Source organism: Streptomyces rimosus subsp. rimosus (assembly GCF_000720725.1).
GTDB lineage: Bacteria > Actinomycetota > Actinomycetes > Streptomycetales > Streptomycetaceae > Streptomyces > Streptomyces rimosus_A.
Genome location: NZ_JOCQ01000006.1, coordinates 25,014 through 44,447, shown reverse-complemented (window position 1 = coordinate 44,447; position 19,434 = coordinate 25,014). Strand labels below are relative to the sequence as shown.

Annotated in this window: 18 protein-coding genes; 14 read left to right on the top strand and 4 right to left on the bottom strand. The window is 73.8% G+C overall.

Going from position 1 to position 19,434, the window contains the following annotated elements; translation table 11 throughout:
- The first annotated feature begins 5 nt into the window (after positions 1-5).
- The 5 genes from IH45_RS0104600 (at position 6) to IH45_RS0104580 (ending at position 5,054) form a co-directional block, all read left to right on the top strand.
- Positions 6-596, top strand: a complete 591-nt coding sequence (locus IH45_RS0104600) for a DUF3090 domain-containing protein (protein WP_030661697.1) — start codon at positions 6-8, stop codon at positions 594-596.
- On the top strand, positions 596-1,543 hold the full coding sequence (locus tag IH45_RS0104595; RefSeq protein WP_234440419.1) for an SCO1664 family protein: 948 nt from the start codon (positions 596-598) through the stop codon (positions 1,541-1,543). The genes IH45_RS0104600 and IH45_RS0104595 overlap by 1 nt, the downstream gene beginning before the upstream one ends.
- A 141-nt stretch (positions 1,544-1,684) precedes the next feature.
- The gene (gene mshC / locus IH45_RS0104590; protein ID WP_030661689.1) at positions 1,685-2,914 is read left to right on the top strand and encodes a cysteine--1-D-myo-inosityl 2-amino-2-deoxy-alpha-D-glucopyranoside ligase; all 1,230 of its coding nucleotides are present in this window, start codon (positions 1,685-1,687) and stop codon (positions 2,912-2,914) included.
- 152 nt (positions 2,915-3,066) lie between these two features.
- On the top strand, positions 3,067-4,023 hold the full coding sequence (locus IH45_RS0104585; RefSeq protein WP_030661686.1) for an SMP-30/gluconolactonase/LRE family protein: 957 nt from the start codon (positions 3,067-3,069) through the stop codon (positions 4,021-4,023).
- Positions 4,020-5,054: an NHL repeat-containing protein gene (locus IH45_RS0104580; RefSeq protein WP_050514533.1), complete on the top strand. Its 1,035-nt coding sequence runs from the start codon at positions 4,020-4,022 to the stop codon at positions 5,052-5,054. The genes IH45_RS0104585 and IH45_RS0104580 overlap by 4 nt, the downstream gene beginning before the upstream one ends.
- Positions 5,055-5,133: 79 nt before the next feature.
- On the opposite strand, the gene IH45_RS0104575 is transcribed toward IH45_RS0104580, so the two are convergent.
- The gene (locus IH45_RS0104575) at positions 5,134-5,727 is read right to left on the bottom strand and encodes a TetR/AcrR family transcriptional regulator (RefSeq protein ID WP_030661680.1); all 594 of its coding nucleotides are present in this window, start codon (positions 5,725-5,727) and stop codon (positions 5,134-5,136) included.
- Between the two features lie 110 nt (positions 5,728-5,837).
- Here IH45_RS0104575 and IH45_RS0104570 point away from each other — a divergent pair, with 110 nt between their 5' ends.
- On the top strand, positions 5,838-6,848 hold the full coding sequence (locus tag IH45_RS0104570; protein ID WP_030661677.1) for an NADP-dependent oxidoreductase: 1,011 nt from the start codon (positions 5,838-5,840) through the stop codon (positions 6,846-6,848).
- A gap of 127 nt (positions 6,849-6,975) precedes the next feature.
- Here the strand turns inward: IH45_RS0104570 and IH45_RS0104565 are convergent, their stop codons facing one another.
- Together IH45_RS0104565 and IH45_RS0104560 are read right to left on the bottom strand one after the other, a co-directional pair.
- Complete coding sequence (locus IH45_RS0104565; RefSeq protein ID WP_030661674.1) at positions 6,976-8,145, bottom strand: serine hydrolase domain-containing protein; 1,170 nt, start codon at positions 8,143-8,145, stop codon at positions 6,976-6,978.
- A gap of 158 nt (positions 8,146-8,303) precedes the next feature.
- Entirely contained in the window at positions 8,304-9,515 is a 1,212-nt protein-coding gene (locus IH45_RS0104560; RefSeq protein WP_078897239.1) for a PAC2 family protein, read from the bottom strand.
- A 328-nt stretch (positions 9,516-9,843) separates the two neighbouring features.
- Here IH45_RS0104560 and IH45_RS0104555 point away from each other — a divergent pair, with 328 nt between their 5' ends.
- From IH45_RS0104555 to IH45_RS0104520, 8 genes are all read left to right on the top strand, one after another.
- Complete coding sequence (locus IH45_RS0104555) at positions 9,844-11,232, top strand: enolase C-terminal domain-like protein (protein ID WP_030661668.1); 1,389 nt, start codon at positions 9,844-9,846, stop codon at positions 11,230-11,232.
- Positions 11,229-12,014: an SDR family NAD(P)-dependent oxidoreductase gene (locus tag IH45_RS0104550; protein ID WP_030661665.1), complete on the top strand. Its 786-nt coding sequence runs from the start codon at positions 11,229-11,231 to the stop codon at positions 12,012-12,014. The genes IH45_RS0104555 and IH45_RS0104550 overlap by 4 nt, the downstream gene beginning before the upstream one ends.
- Before the next feature lie 73 nt (positions 12,015-12,087).
- A complete protein-coding gene (locus tag IH45_RS0104545; RefSeq protein WP_030661662.1) occupies positions 12,088-13,110 on the top strand; it encodes a sugar ABC transporter substrate-binding protein in 1,023 nt (340 codons plus the stop codon).
- Positions 13,111-13,121: 11 nt separating this feature from the next.
- The gene (locus IH45_RS0104540; protein WP_030661659.1) at positions 13,122-14,711 is read left to right on the top strand and encodes a sugar ABC transporter ATP-binding protein; all 1,590 of its coding nucleotides are present in this window, start codon (positions 13,122-13,124) and stop codon (positions 14,709-14,711) included.
- Positions 14,708-15,739, top strand: coding sequence for an ABC transporter permease (locus IH45_RS0104535; protein WP_030661656.1), 1,032 nt, complete (start codon positions 14,708-14,710; stop codon positions 15,737-15,739). Before IH45_RS0104540 ends, IH45_RS0104535 begins: the two co-directional genes overlap by 4 nt.
- 13 nt (positions 15,740-15,752) lie before the next feature.
- Complete coding sequence (locus IH45_RS0104530; protein WP_030661655.1) at positions 15,753-16,769, top strand: aldo/keto reductase; 1,017 nt, start codon at positions 15,753-15,755, stop codon at positions 16,767-16,769.
- The gene (locus tag IH45_RS0104525; RefSeq protein ID WP_030661653.1) at positions 16,766-17,596 is read left to right on the top strand and encodes an amidohydrolase family protein; all 831 of its coding nucleotides are present in this window, start codon (positions 16,766-16,768) and stop codon (positions 17,594-17,596) included. The genes IH45_RS0104530 and IH45_RS0104525 overlap by 4 nt, the downstream gene beginning before the upstream one ends.
- A gap of 287 nt (positions 17,597-17,883) precedes the next feature.
- Complete coding sequence (locus IH45_RS0104520) at positions 17,884-18,630, top strand: SDR family NAD(P)-dependent oxidoreductase (RefSeq protein ID WP_030661651.1); 747 nt, start codon at positions 17,884-17,886, stop codon at positions 18,628-18,630.
- A 46-nt stretch (positions 18,631-18,676) separates the two neighbouring features.
- On the opposite strand, the gene IH45_RS0104515 is transcribed toward IH45_RS0104520, so the two are convergent.
- Positions 18,677-19,348 carry a FadR/GntR family transcriptional regulator gene (locus IH45_RS0104515; protein ID WP_030661649.1) on the bottom strand — a complete coding sequence of 224 codons (672 nt, stop codon included), beginning with the start codon at positions 19,346-19,348 and terminating at the stop codon, positions 18,677-18,679.
- Positions 19,349-19,434: the final 86 nt, after the last annotated feature.

Below are 19,434 nucleotides of genomic sequence, written 5' to 3'. Positions count from 1 at the left end.
GGACGTTGTCCCGTCAGGTGTTCTTCTACGACGCGCCGGACCGCTTCGTGGCCGGTACGGTCGGGCTGCCTGGCCGCCGTAGCTTCTTCCTCCAGGCATCGGCCGCCGGCCGCACCACGAGTGTCGCCCTGGAGAAGACCCAGGTCGCCGCGCTCGCCGAACGCGTCGACGAGCTGCTGGACGAGGTGGTGCGCCGCAGTGGCGGCAACGCCCCCGTCCCCGCGGTCGCCCCCACCGAGCAGTCCGACACCGCGCCGCTGGAGTCGCCGGTGGAGGAGGAGTTCCGGGTCGGCACCATGGCGCTGGCCTGGGACGGCGACGAACAGCGCATGATCATCGAGGCCCAGGCGCTGGTCGAGCTGGACGCCGACACCGACGAGGACCTCGCCGAGGCCGAGGAGCGGCTGCTCCAGGACGACGAGAACGGCCCGCCGATGCTGCGCGTGCGCCTCACCGGCGCGATGGCCCGCTCGTTCGCCAAGCGCGCCCTGGAGGTCGTCAACGCGGGCCGCCCGCCGTGCCCCCTGTGCAGCCTGCCGCTCGACCCGGAAGGACACGTGTGCCCGCGCCAGAACGGGTACCGGCGGGACGCGTGATGCCGGGCGAGGAGACGGTGGCGGCCGGCGGCGCCGGGCCGGCCGACCGGGTGGCGGACCGCCGGACGGGTGAGAGCCCGGACGGCGGGACGAACGGCAGTGTTGGCGCACGTGCCGACGGCGGCATAGCCGGCCGGGCCGCCGCCGGGCGCCCCGTACGGCTGTCCGCCGACGCGCTGGCCCGCGGCGAGCTGACCGTACGCGGACAGGTCCGGGAGGCGTCCAACGCCGTCCTGTACTGCACGATCACCTACGAGGGCGCCACCGGCACCTGCGTCTACAAACCCGTCGCCGGGGAGCGCCCGCTGTGGGACTTCCCCGACGGCACGCTCGCCCAGCGCGAGGTCGCCGCCTACGAGCTGTCCCGGGCCACCGGCTGGGACCTGATCCCCACCACGGTGCTGCGCGACGGCCCGTACGGCCGGGGCATGGTCCAGGAGTGGATCGAGGCCGCGCCGGAGGGCGCGGAGCTGCTGGCGCTGGTCGAGGAGGACGAACCGGGGCCCGGCTGGAAACCGGTGGGTTTCGCCGAGGTCGGCGAAGGTCGCACCGCGCTTCTGGTACACGCCGACGACGAGCGGCTGCGCCGGCTCGCCGTCCTGGACGCCGTGATCAACAACGGCGACCGCAAGGGCGGCCACCTGCTGCCCGCCGCCGACGGCCGCCTCTACGCCATCGACCACGGCGTGACCTTCAACGCCGACGACAAGCTGCGCACGCTGCTGTGGGGCTGGGCGGGCGAGCCGCTGACCGAGGAGGCCCGCGCGGTGCTGGAGCGGCTCGCCACGGCGCTGGCCGAGGGCGCCTCGCTCGCCACCCGACTGGCCGCGCTGATCACCGGCGCCGAGCTGGCGGCGCTGCGCGCACGCGTCACGGACCTGCTGAGCACCGGGGTGCACCCGCGGCCCGGCGGCGACTGGCCGCCGATCCCCTGGCCGCCGGTCTGAGAAGCGGCCGGGGGCCGGGCAAGGGCGCGCCTGTCTTCCGGGTACGGCTGCACACATCGCCGTCCGGCGCAAGAGTCCGTATTCGGCCATGATCCGTGGTCCGGTTCGTATGCGGAACATGCGTCCGGTTACGCTCAAGGCATGCATGCATGGCCCGCTTCTGAGGTCCCCGCCCTGCCCGGCCAGGGCCGCGACCTGAGGATCCACGACACCGCGACCGGCGGACGGGTGACCCTCGACCCCGGTCCCGTCGCCCGTATCTACGTCTGCGGCATCACGCCGTACGACGCCACCCACATGGGGCACGCGGCGACCTACAACGCGTTCGACCTGGTCCAGCGCGTGTGGCTCGACACGAAGCGCCAGGTGCACTACGTGCAGAACGTCACCGACGTCGACGACCCCCTCCTGGAGCGGGCCCTGGCCACCGGCGACGACTGGACCGCACTCGCCGAGCGCGAGACCGCCCTGTTCCGCGAGGACATGACGGCCCTGCGGATGCTCCCCCCGCGCGAGTATGTCGGCGCCGTCGAAGCCATACCGTGGATCGTCCCGATGGTCGAGCGGCTGCGCGACAACGGCGCCGCCTACGAGCTGGAGGGCGACATCTACTTCTCCGTCGAGGCCGACCGGCACTTCGGCGAGGTCTCCCGGCTCGACGCCGAGGCGATGCGGGTGCTGTCCGCCGAGCGCGGCGGCGACCCGGAGCGCCCCGGCAAGAAGAACCCGCTCGACCCGATGCTGTGGATGGCCGCCCGCGAGGGCGAGCCCAGCTGGGAGGGCGCCTCGCTGGGCCGCGGCCGGCCGGGCTGGCACATCGAGTGTGTGGCCATTGCCCTGCAGTACCTCGGCATGGGCTTCGACGTGCAGGGCGGCGGCTCCGACCTCGCCTTCCCGCACCACGAGATGGGTGCCTCGCACGCCCAGGCCCTGACCGGCGAGCACCCCTTCGCCAAGGCGTACGTGCACGCCGGCATGGTCGCCCTGAACGGCGAGAAGATGTCGAAGTCCAAGGGCAACCTCGTCTTCGTCTCCAAGGTGCGCCGCGACGGCACGGACCCGGCGGCCATCCGCCTGGCCCTGCTCGCGCACCACTACCGCGCCGACTGGGAGTGGACCGACGCGGTCCTGGAAGAGGCGGTGCAGCGGCTGGCCCGCTGGCGTGCCGCGGTCTCCCGCCCGGACGGCCCGCCGGCCGAGGCGCTGCTGGAGGAGATCCGTACGGCGCTCGCCGACGACCTGGACTCGCCGGCCGCGCTCGCCGCGGTCGACCGCTGGGCCGCCGCGCAGGAGGCGGACGGCGGCAGCGACGAGGGCGCGCCCGGCCTGGTCTCGCGCTCGGTGGACGCGTTGCTCGGCGTCGCGCTGTAACCGTACGGCGGCTCCCGCTCACCCCCCGGGGCGTTCCCTCTCACGAGGGAGCGCCCCGATTCGCTTGTGAAGACGGACGGTTGTGGCGGACGGTGGGCCGCGGGGTGTGCTGGGCTGGTCGTCACCGGACCCTCGCAGGAAGGACGTGCACCATGCACCACTCCCTGTCCCGCCGAAGACTCCTGGCCACCGGTACGGCCCTGGGCGCCGGGGCCGCCCTGGCACCGTTCGGCCCCTTCGCGCCGCCGGCGCACGCGGCCGGCCACTGGCCCGCCACCATCTCCCTGCCCGACGGATTCCGGCCCGAAGGCATCGCCATCGGCCGCGGCCCGTACGCGTACTTCGGCTCCCTCGGCGACGGCTCGGTCTACCGCGCCGACCTGAGCACCGGCCGGGGGCGGCTGATCACCGGCAGCCTCGGTACGGACCGGCAGTCCGTCGGTCTCAAGCTCGACGCCCGGGGCAGGCTGTTCATCGCGGGTGGCCTGGGCACGCTGTGCGTCGTCGACGCACGCGACGGCGCCGTCCTGGCCACGTACGAGGTCGGTGGTGGTGTGCCGACGCTCGTCAACGACGTCGTGCTCACCCCCGAAGCCGCCTACTTCACCGACTCGTACCAGCCCCGGCTGTTCGTGCTGCCCTTCGGCCGCCACGGCGAACTGCCCGGCCCCGACGGGATCCGCACCCTGCCGCTGACCGGGGAGTGGGTGCAGGGCCCCTTCACGGCGAACGGCATCGAACGCACTCCGGACGGCTCGGCGCTGCTCGTCGTCAACACCGTCGCCGGAGCGCTCTTCCGTGTCGATCCGCGCACCGGGGATGCCCGCAAGGTGCCGCACACCGGCCCGCCGCTCGTGAACGGGGACGGACTGCTGCTCCTGGGACGCCAGATGTACGTCGTGCAGCAGCACCAGAACGCCGTGGACGTCCTGTGCCTGAACGGCAGCGGCACGCGCGGCCGGGCCGTCGCCCGCATCACCGACCCGCGCTTCGACACCCCGACCACTGCCGCCGTCTGCGGCGACCGCATCTACCTGCCCAACGCCCGCTTGAACGTCGATCCGCTGCCGACCACGACGTACACCGTGGTGGCGGTGGAGTGCGTATGACCGGCCGTACGCGAGGATCCGCGGCCGGGGCACGCGCCCTGACCCGCCGGAAGCTGCTCGCCACCGGCGCCGCCCTGGGAGCGGGCGCGGCCCTCGGTCCTGTCGCGCCCGCCGCGGCCCGCGCCCGTACGGCCGCCGGGCCCGGCCGTACGGTCTTCCGGCTGCCCGACGGCTTCCGGCCGGGCTGCGCCGCCGACGGCCGGTTCAACCTGCTCTACTTCGGCTCCCTCCACGACGGTTCGGTCCATCGGATCGACCCGGCCACGGGGGAGGGCACCCTCGTCCATCAGGGCACCGGCAGCCCGGCGGCCGCCCTCCAGGTCAACTGGCAGACGTCCCTGTTCATCGCGGGTGGCGCGAGCGGCGAACTGCGCGTGGTCGAGGGCGGTACGGGCGCGGTCCGCGGCATCTATCCGCTCGGCGGCGCGGGGACGTACGCGAGCGACCTGATCGGGGTCGGGGCGGGCCACTATGTGACCGACGCCGCCCGGCCCCGGATCCACCTGCTGCCGTACGGCCCGTCCGGCTCCCTCCCGCCCCCGCCCGGCGGCATCGTCACCCTGCCGCTGACGGGGGAGTGGGTGCAGGGCGACGGGCCCACGGCCACCGGCATCACCTACGCCGACGACGGCGCCCTGATCGTCCTCAACTCCGCCGCCGGAGCCCTCTACCGGGTCGATCCGAAGACCGGGAGCGCCGTCCGCGTCCCCCATCACGGCCCGTCCCTGTGCGGCGGCGACGGGCTGCGCACCCTGGGCGGCCGTCTCTACGTCGTCCGGCCGGAACAGAACGCGATCGATGTGCTGCGCCTCGACCCGGCCACCGGTAGTACGACCGTCGGCCGCCTCACCGACCCGGACCTCGACGTGCCGGGCAAACCGGCGGTGGACTGGTCGCGTACGCAACTGTGCGTCCCCAACACCCGCCGCGGGACGCCGCCGGCACCCACGACCCCGTACACCGCGCTGTCCCTGCCGGTAGGGGATCGGAGCGGGTCGGGGCCCGGAGGAGGAACGATGCCGGCCGCGTGAGCCACCGCCTTGGCGGACCGGCGTCGATCCGCCTTGCCGGGCGGGCGTCCGAGCGCGCCGGTCTGCTTGCGCGACGGTGTCAGCCACTGGCGCGAGGGCCGCCTTCCCCCTCGGTGTCACTGCTCGCCGAGCCGGTCAGGATCGCGCTTGCGACGACGTCGAAGAGGTGATCGGCGCGGGGCGCGAGCGAGGGCTGATCGCCGAGCCAGGCGAGCGCCGCCACCAGCGCGAACAGATCGGTGCCGTCGATGTCGGTCCGGGCCGTGCCCGCGCCCTGGGCGCGGGTGAGGAGCCGCGCGCCGGCCGCGCGCAGGGTGACGCACGAAGCGTGGAGCGCGGACTCGGTGTCCTCGATGGCGGCTGCCATCAGCACGGTCACGCCTCGGTACTCGGTCGTCCACGCGGTGCAGTCGCGGAGCCACGAGACCAGAGCGTCTTCGGGGGAGTCCGACGTTTCGAGCTCCGCCGCCTTCGCCGTCAGCTCGTCGAAGCTCGTGTGGAGCAGGGCTTCGAGCAGTGCCTCGCGGGTGGGGAAGTGCCGCAGGAGCGTCGCGAGCCCGACACCGGCCGTGCGGGCGATGTCACGCAGGGACACCTCGACGCCCTGTTCGGTGATGGCGGCGCCCGCTACGGCGAGCAGGTGGTCACGGTTCTTCCTGGCGTCGGCTCGCATCTGCCCTCTTGACTATCCGGATCAGTGGTCCATATATTCGGATCAGTGGTCCACTTATGTGGATCGCTGATCCGAATCAGCGTATCCCGCGATGCGGGCAGGAGAGAACGATGGCGACACGCACGATGCGGGCGGTCCGGCTGCATGAGCACGGCGGCCCCGAAGTACTGCGATACGACGAGGTGGCGGTACCCGAGCCGGGGCCGGGTGAGGTGCTCGTGCGCGTGCACGCGGTCGGCGTCAATCCGCCGGACTGGTACCTGCGCGACGGGCTGGGCAACCTCCCTCCGGAGACGCGGCCGAAGTTCGACCTGCCCGTGATTCCGGGGACGGATGTGTCCGGCGTCGTCGAGGCCGTCGCCGCGGACGTGACGGGCTTCTCCGTCGGTGACGAAGTCTTCGGTCTCCTTCGCTTTCCCAGCTTCGACGGCAGCGCGTACGCCGAGTACGTGGCGGCGCCCGCGTCGGACCTCGCGCTCAAGCCGGCCGGTGTCGATCACGTGCACGCCGCCGGGGCGCCCATGTCCCTGCTGACGGCGTGGCAGTTCCTGATCGAGCTCGGACACGACCACCCGTCGCCCTTCCAGGCGGCGCGGCACCGCCCGGTGGCCCTCGGCGCCGATACGACGGTGCTCGTCAACGGCGCCGCGGGCGGTGTGGGGCACTTCGCGGTGCAGCTGGCGAAATGGCGGGGCGCACGGGTCATCGCGGTGGCATCGGGCGCGCATGAAACGTTCCTGCGCGAGCTCGGCGCCGACGCGTTCATCGACTACACCAAGAGCCGGCCCGAGGAACTCGTGCACGACGTCGACCTGGTTCTCGACGCCGTCGGCGGCCGCGACAGCAGCCGCTTCCTGCGCACGCTCAAGCGCGGTGGCGCCCTGTTCCCCGTGTTCTTCGGCGCCTACGACGAGGAGGAGACCGCGAGGCTGGGCGTCACGGTCTCGGGCACCCAGGTCCGCTCGCACGGCGCGCAGCTCGCCGAAGCGGGCCGCCTGCTCGGCGCGGGCACGGTCCGCGTCGCGATCGACAGCACGTTTGCGCTCGCGGACGCCCGGGCGGCGCACGAACGCGCCGCCCGGGGACATATCCAGGGCAAGATCGTGCTCACGGTCGGGTAGGGGCGAGCCGTTTCACCGAGTAGCACCGAGTAGGGGCGAGCCGTTTCAGCGAGGTGTCCGGCGGCCGTTCCGGCCGCGCTCGGAGCCCGGTCGGCCGCTCTCCTCCACTCCCCCTCCGATACGGATCTCAGTGTCTGCCGGGCGCGAAGGCGGCCTTCAGGAGGCGGGTGGCGACCGGATTCGTCGTCTCGCTCTTGGCGTCGACCGAGTTGACGGAGTACACCAGCGTCCGCGACAGGTCGCGGGTGGCCGCGATGAGCGTGCTGTAGCCGGGCCGGCCGCCGCTCTTGCTCCAGATGACCAGTCCGTCACCGGCGTCGTAGCGCTGGAGCCCCGCGCTCATCGTGGCGCCCTTGACGTCCGGCAGCGTGAACATCTCCCGGTCCAGCAGCGGTTGCGGCACGAGCTTCCCCCGGAACAGCGCGACCAGGAACTTCTCCAGGTCGGCGGTGGTGGAGATCATGTCGCCCGCCGCCCAGCGGTCCGACATGTTCCACTCGGTGGCGTCCACCACCTCGCCGCTCACCAGCCGCTGGTAGCCCCGGTGGTGCGGGCCGTGGATCCGCGGGTCGGGCCCGTCGGGGAACGAGGTGTGCGTCATCCCGGCCGGCTGGAAGATCCGGACCTTCGCCTGGTGCTCGTACGTGTCGTCGGTCACCTTCTCGATCAGCATGCCGAGCACGGTGTAGTCGATATTGCTGTAACGCTGCTTCTTGCCCGGTCCCTCGTCTTCCCCGCAGTAGGGCCCCTTGGCGACCGACGCCGCGACGACGGCCTGCGGGGTGAGGGTGCGGAAACGGTTCGTGTACCCCTCGGCGTTCTCGGGACCCAGCGACGCGCCCGGCTGGAGGCCGCTGGTGAAGGTGAGCAACTGCCGTACGGTGATGGGGTTGAAGTCCTTCGACAGCAGGCCGGGGAGGTAGTGCTGGACGGTGCCGTCCAGGTCGATCTTCTTCTCCGCGGCGAGCTGGAGGACGAGGGCCGCGGTGACCGTCTTGGTGGTCGAGCCCGCGCGGAACCGCGCGTTCTCCAGGGGCCCGCGGCCCGTCGACAGGTCGCGCACCCCGGCGCTCCCGTGCCAGCTGCCCTGTCCGCCCACCCGTACCAGCGCGGCGGTCGTGTCCCGGTCCGGCAGCCCACTGAGCGCCTGCCGGAGCGCCGCGACGTTCGGGCCGTCGTGCCGCTGGTGGGCCGTCGTGTGCGTTCCGGCGGGTGCGGGCGCCGCGACCGCGGGGCCTACGGCGACACCGGTGACGAGGGCGGCAATCAGGGCGGCGGTGGTGAGGCGGGTACGCAAGGGCGCTCCAGGAGTGGGCGAGCCGGGGCTCGTTCGTACGAAGACGAAGACCAGCTTTCCTGTCGCGTGCCCGCCCGGGGATCACCGGTGAGGAGGAGCCCGCACCCACGCCGCCTTAGGGGACGACCCGGAGGGCGGCCCGGTGGCCGCCCCTGGGGTCAGCTCTCGGAGCCGTCCGCCGGGCCGTCCTTGGGGCTGTCCTCCGGCTCCTCGGGGCCCGGCTTCCGGGAGTCCGGGCCACCCGTGGAGTCCGTACCCCTGATTTCCGGTCCCTTGGCCTCCAGCCCCTTGGCTTCCGGTTCCGCGGCCTCCGGTCCCTTGGCCTCCGGACCCTTGGCCTCCGCCGGGCCGCCCGGCTCGCGGCCCGAATCCTTGGACTCCTTGGCCTCCTTGGACTCCTTCGGTTCCTTCGCAGCGGGCTTCGGCGGGCGGGTGCGGCCGCTGGCCGTGTCGCGCAGGTACGAGCCGTCGCGGCCGTCGGCGACGCCGCCCTCGGTCGCCAGGCCGGGACCGGCCTGCGGGTCGCGGCGGCGCAGATAGCGCTCGAACTCGCGGGCGATGGCCTCGCCGGACGCCTCCGGCAGGTCGGCGGTGTCCCGCGCCTCCTCCAGCGACTGGACGTACTCGGCGACCTCGCTGTCCTCGGCCGCCAGCTGGTCCACGCCCAGCTGCCAGGCGCGCGCGTCCTCGCTCAGCTCGCCCAGCGGGATGCGCAGGTCGAGCAGATCCTCCAGGCGGTTCAGGAGCGCCAGGGTGGCCTTCGGGTTCGGCGGCTGGGAGACGTAGTGCGGCACCGCCGCCCACAGGCTGACGGCCGGGACGCCCGCGTGGGTGCACGCCTCCTGGAGGATGCCGACGATGCCGGTCGGGCCCTCGTACCGGGTCTCCTCCAGATCCAGCCGGCGTGCCAGGTCCGGGTCGGAGGTGACGCCGCTGACCGGCACCGGGCGGGTGTGCGGGGTGTCGCCGAGCAGCGCGCCCAGCACCACCAGCATCTCCACGCCCAACTCGTGCGCGAAGCCGAGGATCTCGTTGCAGAACGAGCGCCAGCGCATGCTGGGTTCGATGCCCCGTACCAGCACCAGGTCGCGCGGCTTGCCCTTGCCGTTCGCGTCGGCGATCCGGACGACGGAGAGCCGGGTCGTCGGCCATGTGATCTTCCGTACGCCGCCGTCCAGCCAGACGGTCGGGCGGTTGACCTGGAAGTCGTAGTAGTCCTCCGCGTCCAGCGCGGCGAACACCTCGCCCTTCCATTCCCGGTCCAGATGCGCGACCGCGGCGGAGGCGGCGTCGCCGGCGTCGTTCCAGCCCTCGAACGCGGCCACCATGACCGGGTCGATCAGCTCGGGAACCCCCTCGAGCTCGATCACCCAGCGCCTCCTTCCGACCGGCGCCGCCTCCTCTGGGCGGCCACCGGCAGCAGTTCCTTTGCGTGCGCCCCCAGCCTACGGCGTCCGTGGTACCGCAACGCAGCCCCTGTGCACGAACGAGTGTGCATACATCCGACGTGTTCGGATTGCGTCCGTCCCGGCCCCCGTACCGGGCCCGCGCCCGGTCCGACACCGCCCGGCGTCCGGATTTCGACGCCGGCCCGCGCCGTCCGCACGCCCCCTGGACGCTGCCGCCGGAGCGGCGCTATACATCGGAGGTCCGGGAAAGGTCCGATGTTCCTCCGCGCCCGTCCCTGGAGGCGTACGCATGGCCGTCACCGACACCGTCACGGGGCTGGAGGTCCACGACGTCCGCTTCCCCACCTCCCGGGAACTGACCGGCTCGGACGCGATGAACCCGGACCCGAACTACTCCGCCGTCTACGTCGTGCTGCGCACCGCCGAGGGCGGCCGGGGCCACGGCCTGTGCTTCACCATCGGCCGCGGCAACGACATCGTCGCCGCCGCGGTCCGTGCCCTCGCCCCGTACGTGACCGGCCGCCCGGTCCCCGCCACCGCCGCCGGTCTGGCCGCCCTGCACCGCGACCTGACGCACGACTCGCAGCTGCGCTGGCTCGGCCCCGAGAAGGGCGTGGCGCACATGGCGGCCGGGGCGCTGGTCAACGCCGCCTGGGACCTGGCCGCCACCCGCGCCGGACTGCCGGTCTGGGCGTTCCTGGCCGCCATGACCCCCGAGGAACTGGTCTCCCTCGTCGACTTCCGCTACCTGTCCGACGCGCTGACCCCGGACGACGCGCTGGCGATCCTGCGCGCCGCGGAACCGGGCCGCGACGGGCGCGCCGCCCGCCTGAAGGCCGAGGGCTACCCGGCCTACACCACCTCGCCCGGCTGGCTCGGCCATGACGACGCCACCCTCGTCCGGCTGGCCGGGCAGGCGGTGGCCGACGGCTTCCGGCAGATCAAGCTCAAGGTGGGCGCGGACCTGGACGACGATGTGCGGCGGCTGCGGCTGGCGCGGGAGGCCGTCGGGCCCGGGGTGCGGATCGCGGTCGACGCCAACCAGCGCTGGGACGTGGCGGACGCGGTCCGCTGGATGACCGCGCTCGCGCCGTACGAGCCGTACTGGATCGAGGAGCCGACCAGCCCCGACGACGTCCTCGGGCACGCCGCGGTGCGCTCCGGCCAGCCGGTCAAGGTCGCCACCGGCGAACACGCCGCCAACCGCGTGGTGTTCAAGCAGCTGCTCCAGGCGGGCGCGGTGGACTTCGTGCAGATCGACGCGGCCCGGGTGGCGGGCGTGAACGAGAACGTGGCGATCCTGCTGCTCGCCGCCAAATACGGCGTGCCGGTATGTCCGCACGCGGGCGGCGTCGGGCTGTGCGAGATGGTGCAGCACCTGGCGATGTTCGACTACGTGGCGGTGTCCGGCACCCGCCGGGACCGGGTGATCGAGTACGTCGACCACCTCCACGAGCACTTCACCGACCCGGCCGTCGTCACCGGCGGCCGCTACCGCGCGCCCGCGGCCCCGGGCTTCTCCGTCCGCATGAAGCCTCTTTCGGTCGCCGCGTACCGCTTCCCGGACGGGCCGGTGTGGCGGGCCGGGCCGGACGGGACGCCACCGGAAGGCGCGGACCCGGATCCGAAATCCGGCCTGGACCCGGACCCGACGGGCGGTCAGGAGGGCACGGCATGACCACCGCCCCCGAAGGACGCGATTTCGCGGGCATGGCCGCGATCGTCACCGGCGGCGCCTCCGGCATCGGCGCCGCCACCGCCGCCCTGCTGCTGCGCCGCGGCGCCCGGGTCGCCGTACTGGACCGCGACCCGGCCGGGGCGCCGCCCGGCACGCTGCCCGTGACGGCCGACGTGACCGATGAGGACGCCGTACGGACCGCGGTCGCCGCGGCCGTGGACGCGCTGGGCGGGCTGGACGCCCTCGTGGGCAACGCGGGCATCGGCGCCGTCGGTACGGTCGAGGACAATCCCGACGCGGAGTGGCGGCACGTCCTGGACGTCAACGTCCTGGGGCTGGTGCGCACCGCGCGGGCCGCCCTGCCGCACCTGCGGCGCAGCGCCGCCGAGCGTCCCGGCCGCGCCTCGATCACCCACACCTGTTCCATCGCCGCCACCGCCGGACTGCCGCAGCGCGCCCTCTACAGCGCCAGCAAGGGCGCCGTGCTCTCCCTGACCCTCGCCATGGCCGCCGACCACGTCCGCGAGGGCATCCGCGTCAACTGCGTCAATCCCGGCACGGCCGACACCCCGTGGGTCGGGCGGCTGCTGGACCAGGCGCCGGACCCGGCGGCCGAGCGGGCCGCGCTCAACGCCCGGCAGCCGACGGGCCGGATGGTCACCGCCGACGAGGTCGCCGCCGCCATCGCCCACCTGGCGTCCCCGGCCGCCTCCGGCATCACCGGCACCGCGCTCGCGGTCGACGGCGGCATGCAGGGGCTGCGGCCGCGCCCCGTCCTCTGACGTACGGCGGGACCGCGAGCCGTACGGGACGGGCGGCGCAGCACCGCCGTACACCTCGACCTGGGACGGGACCATGAGACTACGTACGACCGGCGCGGCGGTGTGCGGCCTGCTGTTGGCCGCCGCGCTCGCTGGCTGCAACCGCGGCAGCGACGCCCGGGGGAAGATCGGCATCGACCTGCCGCGCGCCGACACCGACTTCTGGAGCTCCTACCAGGACCACATGGAAGAGGAGCTGGCCGCGAGCCGGACCAGGGCGCTGCCGCTGTCCAACTCGCAGAACGACGTGGCCAAGGTCGTCTCCAATGTGCAGGCGCTCACCGCCCAGGGCGCCGGTGCGGTGGTGATCGCCCCGCAGGACACCGGCGCGATCACCGCCGAACTGCGCCGGCTCGCGGACCGGAAGATCCCCGTGGTCAGCGTGGACACCCGGCCCGACGCGGGGCCGGTCTACATGGTCGTACGGGCCGACAACCGCGCGTTCGGGGAGAAGTCGTGCGACTACCTGGGCCGGAAACTGGGCGGCCGCGGGCGGGTCGCCGAGCTCCAGGGGGACCTCAGCTCCGTCAACGGCCGGGACCGCTCCGAGGCGTTCGCCGCCTGCATGCGCAGGAAGTACCCGGGGATCACCGTGCACGAGCTGCCCACCGACTGGAAGGGCGAGGTCGCCTCCGCCAAGCTCCAGAGCCTGCTGGGCCGGTACCCGGACACCGACGGCATCTACATGCAGGCGGGCGGCGCGTTCCTCCGGCCCGTCCTGGCACTCCTCGAACAGCGGGGCCTGCTCAAGCCGGCCGGCACCGCCGGGCACATCACGGTCGTCTCCAACGACGGCATCCCCGAGGAGCTCGCCGCCATCCGCGCCGGGACGATCGACGCCACACTGTCCCAGCCGGCCGACCTGTACGCGAAGTACGCGCTGTACTACGCGCGAGCGGCGCTCGCGGGCCGGACGTTCGCGCCCGGCCCCACCGGCCACGGCTCGAAGATAGTGAAGATCCCGAACGGCCTGGAGGACCAGCTGCCGGCCCCGCTCGTCACGCGGGCCGACGTGGACGATCCGCGACTGTGGGCCAACCGGCCCGCGGGGAAGTAGAGGTGGCGAGCGTGCGGGACGACACGGACGACGGCCGGGCCGGCCCGCCCGCCGTACAGGCCGAGGGCATCGTCAAGCGCTACGGGCCGACCGTGGCCCTGGACGGCGCCGGGCTGACCGTACGGCGCGGTGCAGCACACGCCCTCGTCGGCCGCAACGGCGCCGGGAAATCCACCCTGGTGTCCGTACTCACCGGCCTGACCCGGCCGGACGCCGGACGGGTCGCCTTCGACGGCGAACCGGCACCCCGCTGGGGCGACGCCGCGGCCTGGCGGCGCAAGGCCGCCTGCGTCCACCAGAAGCCCATGACGGTCCCCGAGCTGACCGTCGCGGAAAACCTCCATCTGAACCGGTTCCCGGACGGGCGGGTGATCCGGTGGCGGGCCCTGCGCGCGCGGGCCGCCGCCCTGCTGGCCGAGTACGGCGTCGACATCGACCCCGCGGCCCGGATCAAGGACCTCGGCGTCGGGCAGCGGCAGTTCGTCGAGATCGCCCGCGCGCTGTCCGGCGGCGCCCGGCTGATCATCCTGGACGAGCCCACCGCCCGGCTCGACGCGGGCGGCACCGCCCGCCTCTTCGCCAAGCTGCGCGCCCTGCGCGCGACCGGCGCCGCGTTCCTGTTCATCTCGCACCACCTGCACGAGGTGTACGACCTGTGCGACACCGTCACCGTCCTGCGCGACGCCCGCCCGGTGCTGACCGCGCCGGTGACCGGGCTGGCCGAGGACGACCTCGTGGCGGCGATGACGGGGGAGCGGGCGGCCCGCTCCGGCTCGGGGCACGCCGTCCGGCAGCCCGCGGGCGACGTGGTGCTGCGTACCGAAGGGCTGGCGCTGCGCGGGGTGTTCGCGCCGCTGGACCTGACCGTACGGGCGGGCGAGGTGGTGGGCCTGGCCGGGGCCGCGGCCGGCGGGAACACCGCCATCGGCGAGACGCTGGCGGGCGTGCGGGCACCGGACGGCGGACGGATCGAGGTGCGCGGGCGGCCCGTACGGACCGGCAGCGTGCGGCACGCGGTCGAGGCGGGCATCGGCTACGTACCGGAGGACCGGCACCGCGACGGGCTGGTCCCGGGCCGCAGCGTCGCCGAGAACGTGACGCTGGCCGTCACCGACCGGCTCGGACCGCTGGGCACGGTGCTGCCGTCCCGTACCCGCGCGTTCGCCCGGCGCATGATCACCGACCTGGACATCCGCACCGCCGGGCCCGGCCAGCCGGTGTCCGGCCTGTCCGGCGGCAACCAGCAGAAGGTCGTTGTCGCCCGTGCCCTGGCCCGCGACCCCGCCGTGCTGATCGCGGTCCGGCCCACCAACGGGGTGGACGTGAAGTCCAAGGACGCGCTGCTGGGCGTCGTACGGGGCGTGGCGGCGGCCGGCAGCGGCGTCCTCCTCGTCTCCGACGAACCGGACGACCTGCGGGTCTGCGACCGGGTACTGGCGGTGTTCCACGGCCGGGTCGTCGCCCGCTTCGGGCGCGGGTGGCGGGAGGAGGAGCTGGTGGGGGCCATGGAGGGGGTGGAGGGCGTGCAGGGGCCGGGTGGCGGGGGCGACGGGTCGGGCGCGGACGGTACGGACGGCTCCGGAGGAGGCGGTCCGCGATGACCGACACCGCACGGCAGCCGCCGCCCGGCCTGGCGGACGCACCGGCGCGAAGCCGTCCGCGTCCCGCGCTCGCCCGCTGGCGCGACGTGTCCCTGGTGCCGGTGATCCTCGTCCTCGGCGTCACCGGCTTCATCGTCTCGCCCGCCTTCCTGACCCGCGACAACCTCGTCGGCGTCGTCCAGCAGTCCACCGAACTCGGCCTGCTGGTGCTCGGCGAGGCGCTGATCCTGATCAGCGGCCGGATGGACCTGTCGCTGGAGTCCACCATCGGCCTGGCGCCGGTGCTCGCCCTGTGGCTGGTGATGCCCGCGCACGGCGGGCGCTTCGCCGGCCTGGAACTGCTGCCGGAGTGGACGGCCGTACCGCTGTGCCTGGCCGTGGGCGCCGCGGTCGGCGCGGCCAACGGGTTCCTGATGCTCAAGCTGCGCGTCAACGGCTTCATCGCCACCCTCGGCATGCTGACCATGCTGCGCGGCCTCCAACTGGGCATCTCCGAGGGCCGCTCGATCGGCGACGTGCCGGAGTCCTTCGCCTACCTGGGCCGGACCGCCTGGCTCGGCGTCCCGGCCGCCGTCTGGATCTGCCTGGCGCTGTTCGCGCTCGGCGGCGCGGTCCTCGGCTACCTGCGGCACGGCCGCGCGCTGTACGCGATCGGCGGCAACCCGGAGGCCGCCCGCACGGCCGGCATCCGGGTGGACCGGATCACCTGGGCCGTGCTCGCCGTCGGCGGCCTGCTGGCCGCCTTCGCGGGCATCCTCTACACCGGCCACTACGGCGCGGTCTCCGCGAGCCAGGGCAACGGCTGGATCTTCCAGGTCTTCGCCGCCGCCGTCATCGGCGGCATCAGCCTCAAGGGCGGCCGCGGCACGCTCTTCGGCGCGCTCACCGGCGTCCTGACCCTCCAGCTCGTCATCAACGTCATGACGCTGGGCGGGGTGCCGCCGCTGTGGACCCAGTTCCTCAACGGCCTGATCATCATCGTCGCGCTGGTCATCTCCCGGTTCGCGGGCGGCGAGCAGCAGGACTGAGGAGGAACGTGCGATGCCGTATGTACCGCGCGGGGAACGGCAGTTGGGCCGTACGGGGGTGACCGTACCGCCCCTCGGGCTGGGCTGCGCTCCCCTCGGAAACCTGTACCGGCCGCTCCCCGAGGACCGCGCCCAACAGACCGTGCACGCCGCCTTCGACACCGGCGCCCGCCACTTCGACACCGCGCCGCACTACGGGCTCGGCCTGTCCGAGGAGCGCCTGGGGCGGGCGCTGGCCGGGCGCGACCGGGCCGCGTACACGCTGTCCACCAAGGTCGGGCGGCGGCTGCGGCCCCTCGCGCCCGGCGAGACGGTGGACGGCCAGGGCTATACCGAGCTGCCGCCGCGCGCCCGCGAGTGGGACCTCTCCCGCGACGGCATCCGCCGCACGCTCGCCGCGTCCCTGGAGCGCCTGGACGTTTCCGCCGTGGACATCGTCTACCTGCACGACGTCGAGGACCACGTTCCCGAGGTGTACGGGACCGGCTTTCCCGCCCTCGCCGAACTGCGCGCGGAGGGCGTGGTGGGCGCCATCGGGTTCGGGCTCAACCACAGCGACGTGGCGGCCCGGTTCGTCGCCGACCTCGACGTGGACGTGGTGCTGTGCGCCGGACGCTGGACCCTGCTCGACCACAGCGCCTTCGACGACCTGCTGCCGGTCTGCGCCCGTCGCGGCACGTCGGTCGTCGTCGGCGGCGTCTACAACTCCGGGCTGCTGGCCGACCCGGCGCTCGGCGCCCCGTACGACTACGCGCCGGCACCCGCCGCGCTGGTGGAGCGGGCACGGCGGCTCGCGTCCGTGTGCGCGGAGTTCGGCGTGCCGCTCAAGGCCGCCGCGCTGCGCTTCCCGTTCGGCCATCCCGCAGTGGCCGGGGTCCTGGCGGGTGCCGCGTCGCCGGAGGAGGCCCGGGAGAACGCCGCACTGTTCACGTACGACATCCCGGACGCCCTCTGGCACACCCTCACCGCCCGCGGCCTGCTCGCCCCCGATCTGCCGCTTCCCACCGCCGACCCAGGGACCCTCCCATGACCGACCGCATCGACGCCCACCACCACCTGTGGGACCTGTCCCGGCGTCCGCAGCCGTGGATGGACGGCGCCTGGGCCGACCCGATCCGCCGTACGTACACCCTCGGCGACCTGACACCCCACCTCGCCGCGCACGGCATCCACGGCACCATCCTCGTCCAGTCCTCGGCCTCCCGTGCCGAGACCGCCGAACTGCTCGCGATCGCGGCCCGCTCGCCCGTCGTCCGGGGCGTCGTCGGCTGGGCCGACCTGACCGACCCCGGGCTGCCCGGGGTCCTGGCCACGATGCCACCGCTCCTGGTGGGCCTGCGCCACCAGGTCCAGGACGAACCCGACCCGCACTGGCTCGCCCGCCCCGCCGTACGGCGCGGCCTGGCCGCCGTCGCGGACGCCGGCCTCGTCTACGACCTCCTGGTCACCCCGCGCCAACTGCCCGCCGCACTCGCCGCCGCCCGCGCGCTCCCCGCCCTCACGTTCGTCCTGGACCACGCCGCCAAACCCGCCGTCGCGGCCCGCGCCTGGCAGCCGTGGGCCGACGGCCTGGCCGCCCTCGCCCGCCTCCCCAACACCGTCTGCAAACTCTCCGGCCTGGTCACCGAGGCCGACCACGCGGCATGGCGCCCCGCCGACATGGAGCCCTACGCCCGCCACACCCTGGACACCTTCGGCCCCCACCGCGTCCTGTTCGGCTCCGACTGGCCGGTATGCACCCTGGCCGCCCCGTACGAGACCGTCGTCACCCTGGCCGAAGCGACGACCGCCCACCTTGCACCGGAGGAACGGGCGGCGGTGTTCGGGGGGAATGCGGGGTGGGTGTACGGGGTGTAGGGGTGCAGGGGGGAGCCGTACGCGGACGCGGAGAACCGAGACGCCCCGCCGCGCCCGCGAGGCGGGCGGCGGGGTGATCGTCTGGTGACGCGCGCCCGGTTCGTGCGGCCGTGATGCGTATGGCCGTGGCTCGTACGGCCGTGATGCGTACGGCCGTGATTCCCCGTCCGGTTTCCGCCAGCGACGCCGTCCCCCGGCCACGAGTATCGAGATGTGCCGCAGAGGGCGACACATCACAAGAACTCAGTACATGGCGCGACAAGCGCTGGCAACACGGAGGGGCGGACATGACTACCGCGCAGCTCGACGGCAAGGTGGCGCTGGTGACCGGGGGAAGCCGGGGGATCGGGGAGGCCGTTGCGGTGCGGCTCGCCGAGGACGGGGCCGATGTGGCGTTCACGTACCGCAGTGAGGAAGCGCGGGCCGCGCTCGTGGTGGAGCGCATCGAGAAGCTGGGCCGGCGGGCCTGGGCGGTGCGGGCCGACAGCGCGGACACCGCGGCGGTACGGGCGTCCGTGGACGGCACCGTGGAACGGTTCGGACGGCTGGACATCCTCGTCAACAACGCGGGCCTCGGCGTCCTCGGGCCCATCGAGGGGATCTCGGAGGAGGACGTGGACCGTGTCCTGGCCGTCAACGTCCGCGCGCCCTTCATCGCGGCGCAGGCCGCCGCCGGGCGGATGACCGAGGGCGGGCGCATCATCAGCATCGGCAGCTGCATGGCCGAGCGCGTCGCCTTCCCCGGCGGCTCGCTGTACGCGACGAGCAAGGCCGCGCTCACCGGCCTGACCAGGACCCTGGCCAGGGAACTGGGCCCGCGCGGCATCACCGCCAACCTGGTGCACCCGGGCCCGATCGACACCGACATGAACCCGGCCGACGGCGAGAGCGCGCCGATGCAGGCCCAGTTGACGTCGCTCGGATCCTACGGCCGGCCCGCGGACGTCGCGGCGACCGTGGCGCACCTCGCGGGGGAGGGCGGCCGGTACGTGACGGGCGCCTCGATCGCGGTGGACGGCGGGTTCGCCGTCTGACGGGACGCCGCTGTCCGGCGGGGAGGGGTGCGGCCGCGCCCCTCCCTCACAGCGTCGCGCGCAGCCACTGCTCCACGCTCGCGATGTGCACCGTCGCCCAGGCCCGCGCCGCCTCCGCGTCCCGGTCGCGGAGCGCGCCGAGGATCGCCCGGTGTTCGGTGAGGGTGCGGCTCACCGCGTCCTTCTGCGTCAGGCCGCGCCAGACGCGGGCCCGGGTCGTCGGCCCGGACAGGCCGTCGAGGAGGGAGCTCAGCACCGGGTTGCCGGCCGCGGCCACGATCCGGCGGTGGAACTCCAGGTCGCGGGCGACCAGTTCCTCCACCGCCGGGTGCGGGCCGAGCGCGTCCAACTGGCGTGCCAGTTCGTCCAGTTCGGCCGTCGCGATCCGGCCGGCCGCCATCGCGGTGGCGGCCGGTTCCAGGATGCGGCGTACGGCCAGGAACTCCAGGACCGTGTCGTCGCGGTGGAAGTCCACCACGAAGCTCAGCGCTTCCAGGAGGAGCTTCGGGTCCAGGCTGGTGACGTACGTGCCGTCGCCCTGCCGTACGTCCAGGATGCGGATCAGCGACAGGGCGCGCACCGCCTCGCGCAGCGAGTTGCGGGACAGTCCCAGGTCGGCGGCGAGTTCGCTCTCCCTGGGCAGCCGGTCGCCGGGCCGCAGCGCGCCCGAGACGATCATCGACTTGATCTTCTCTATGGCCTCGTCCGTGACCGCCATGCCCGGCCTCCCCGCTCGCCGCCATCCGGACCCCCGCAGACATCCGATGTCTGCGCCATTATGGCCACCGGACCACGGGGCCGGGA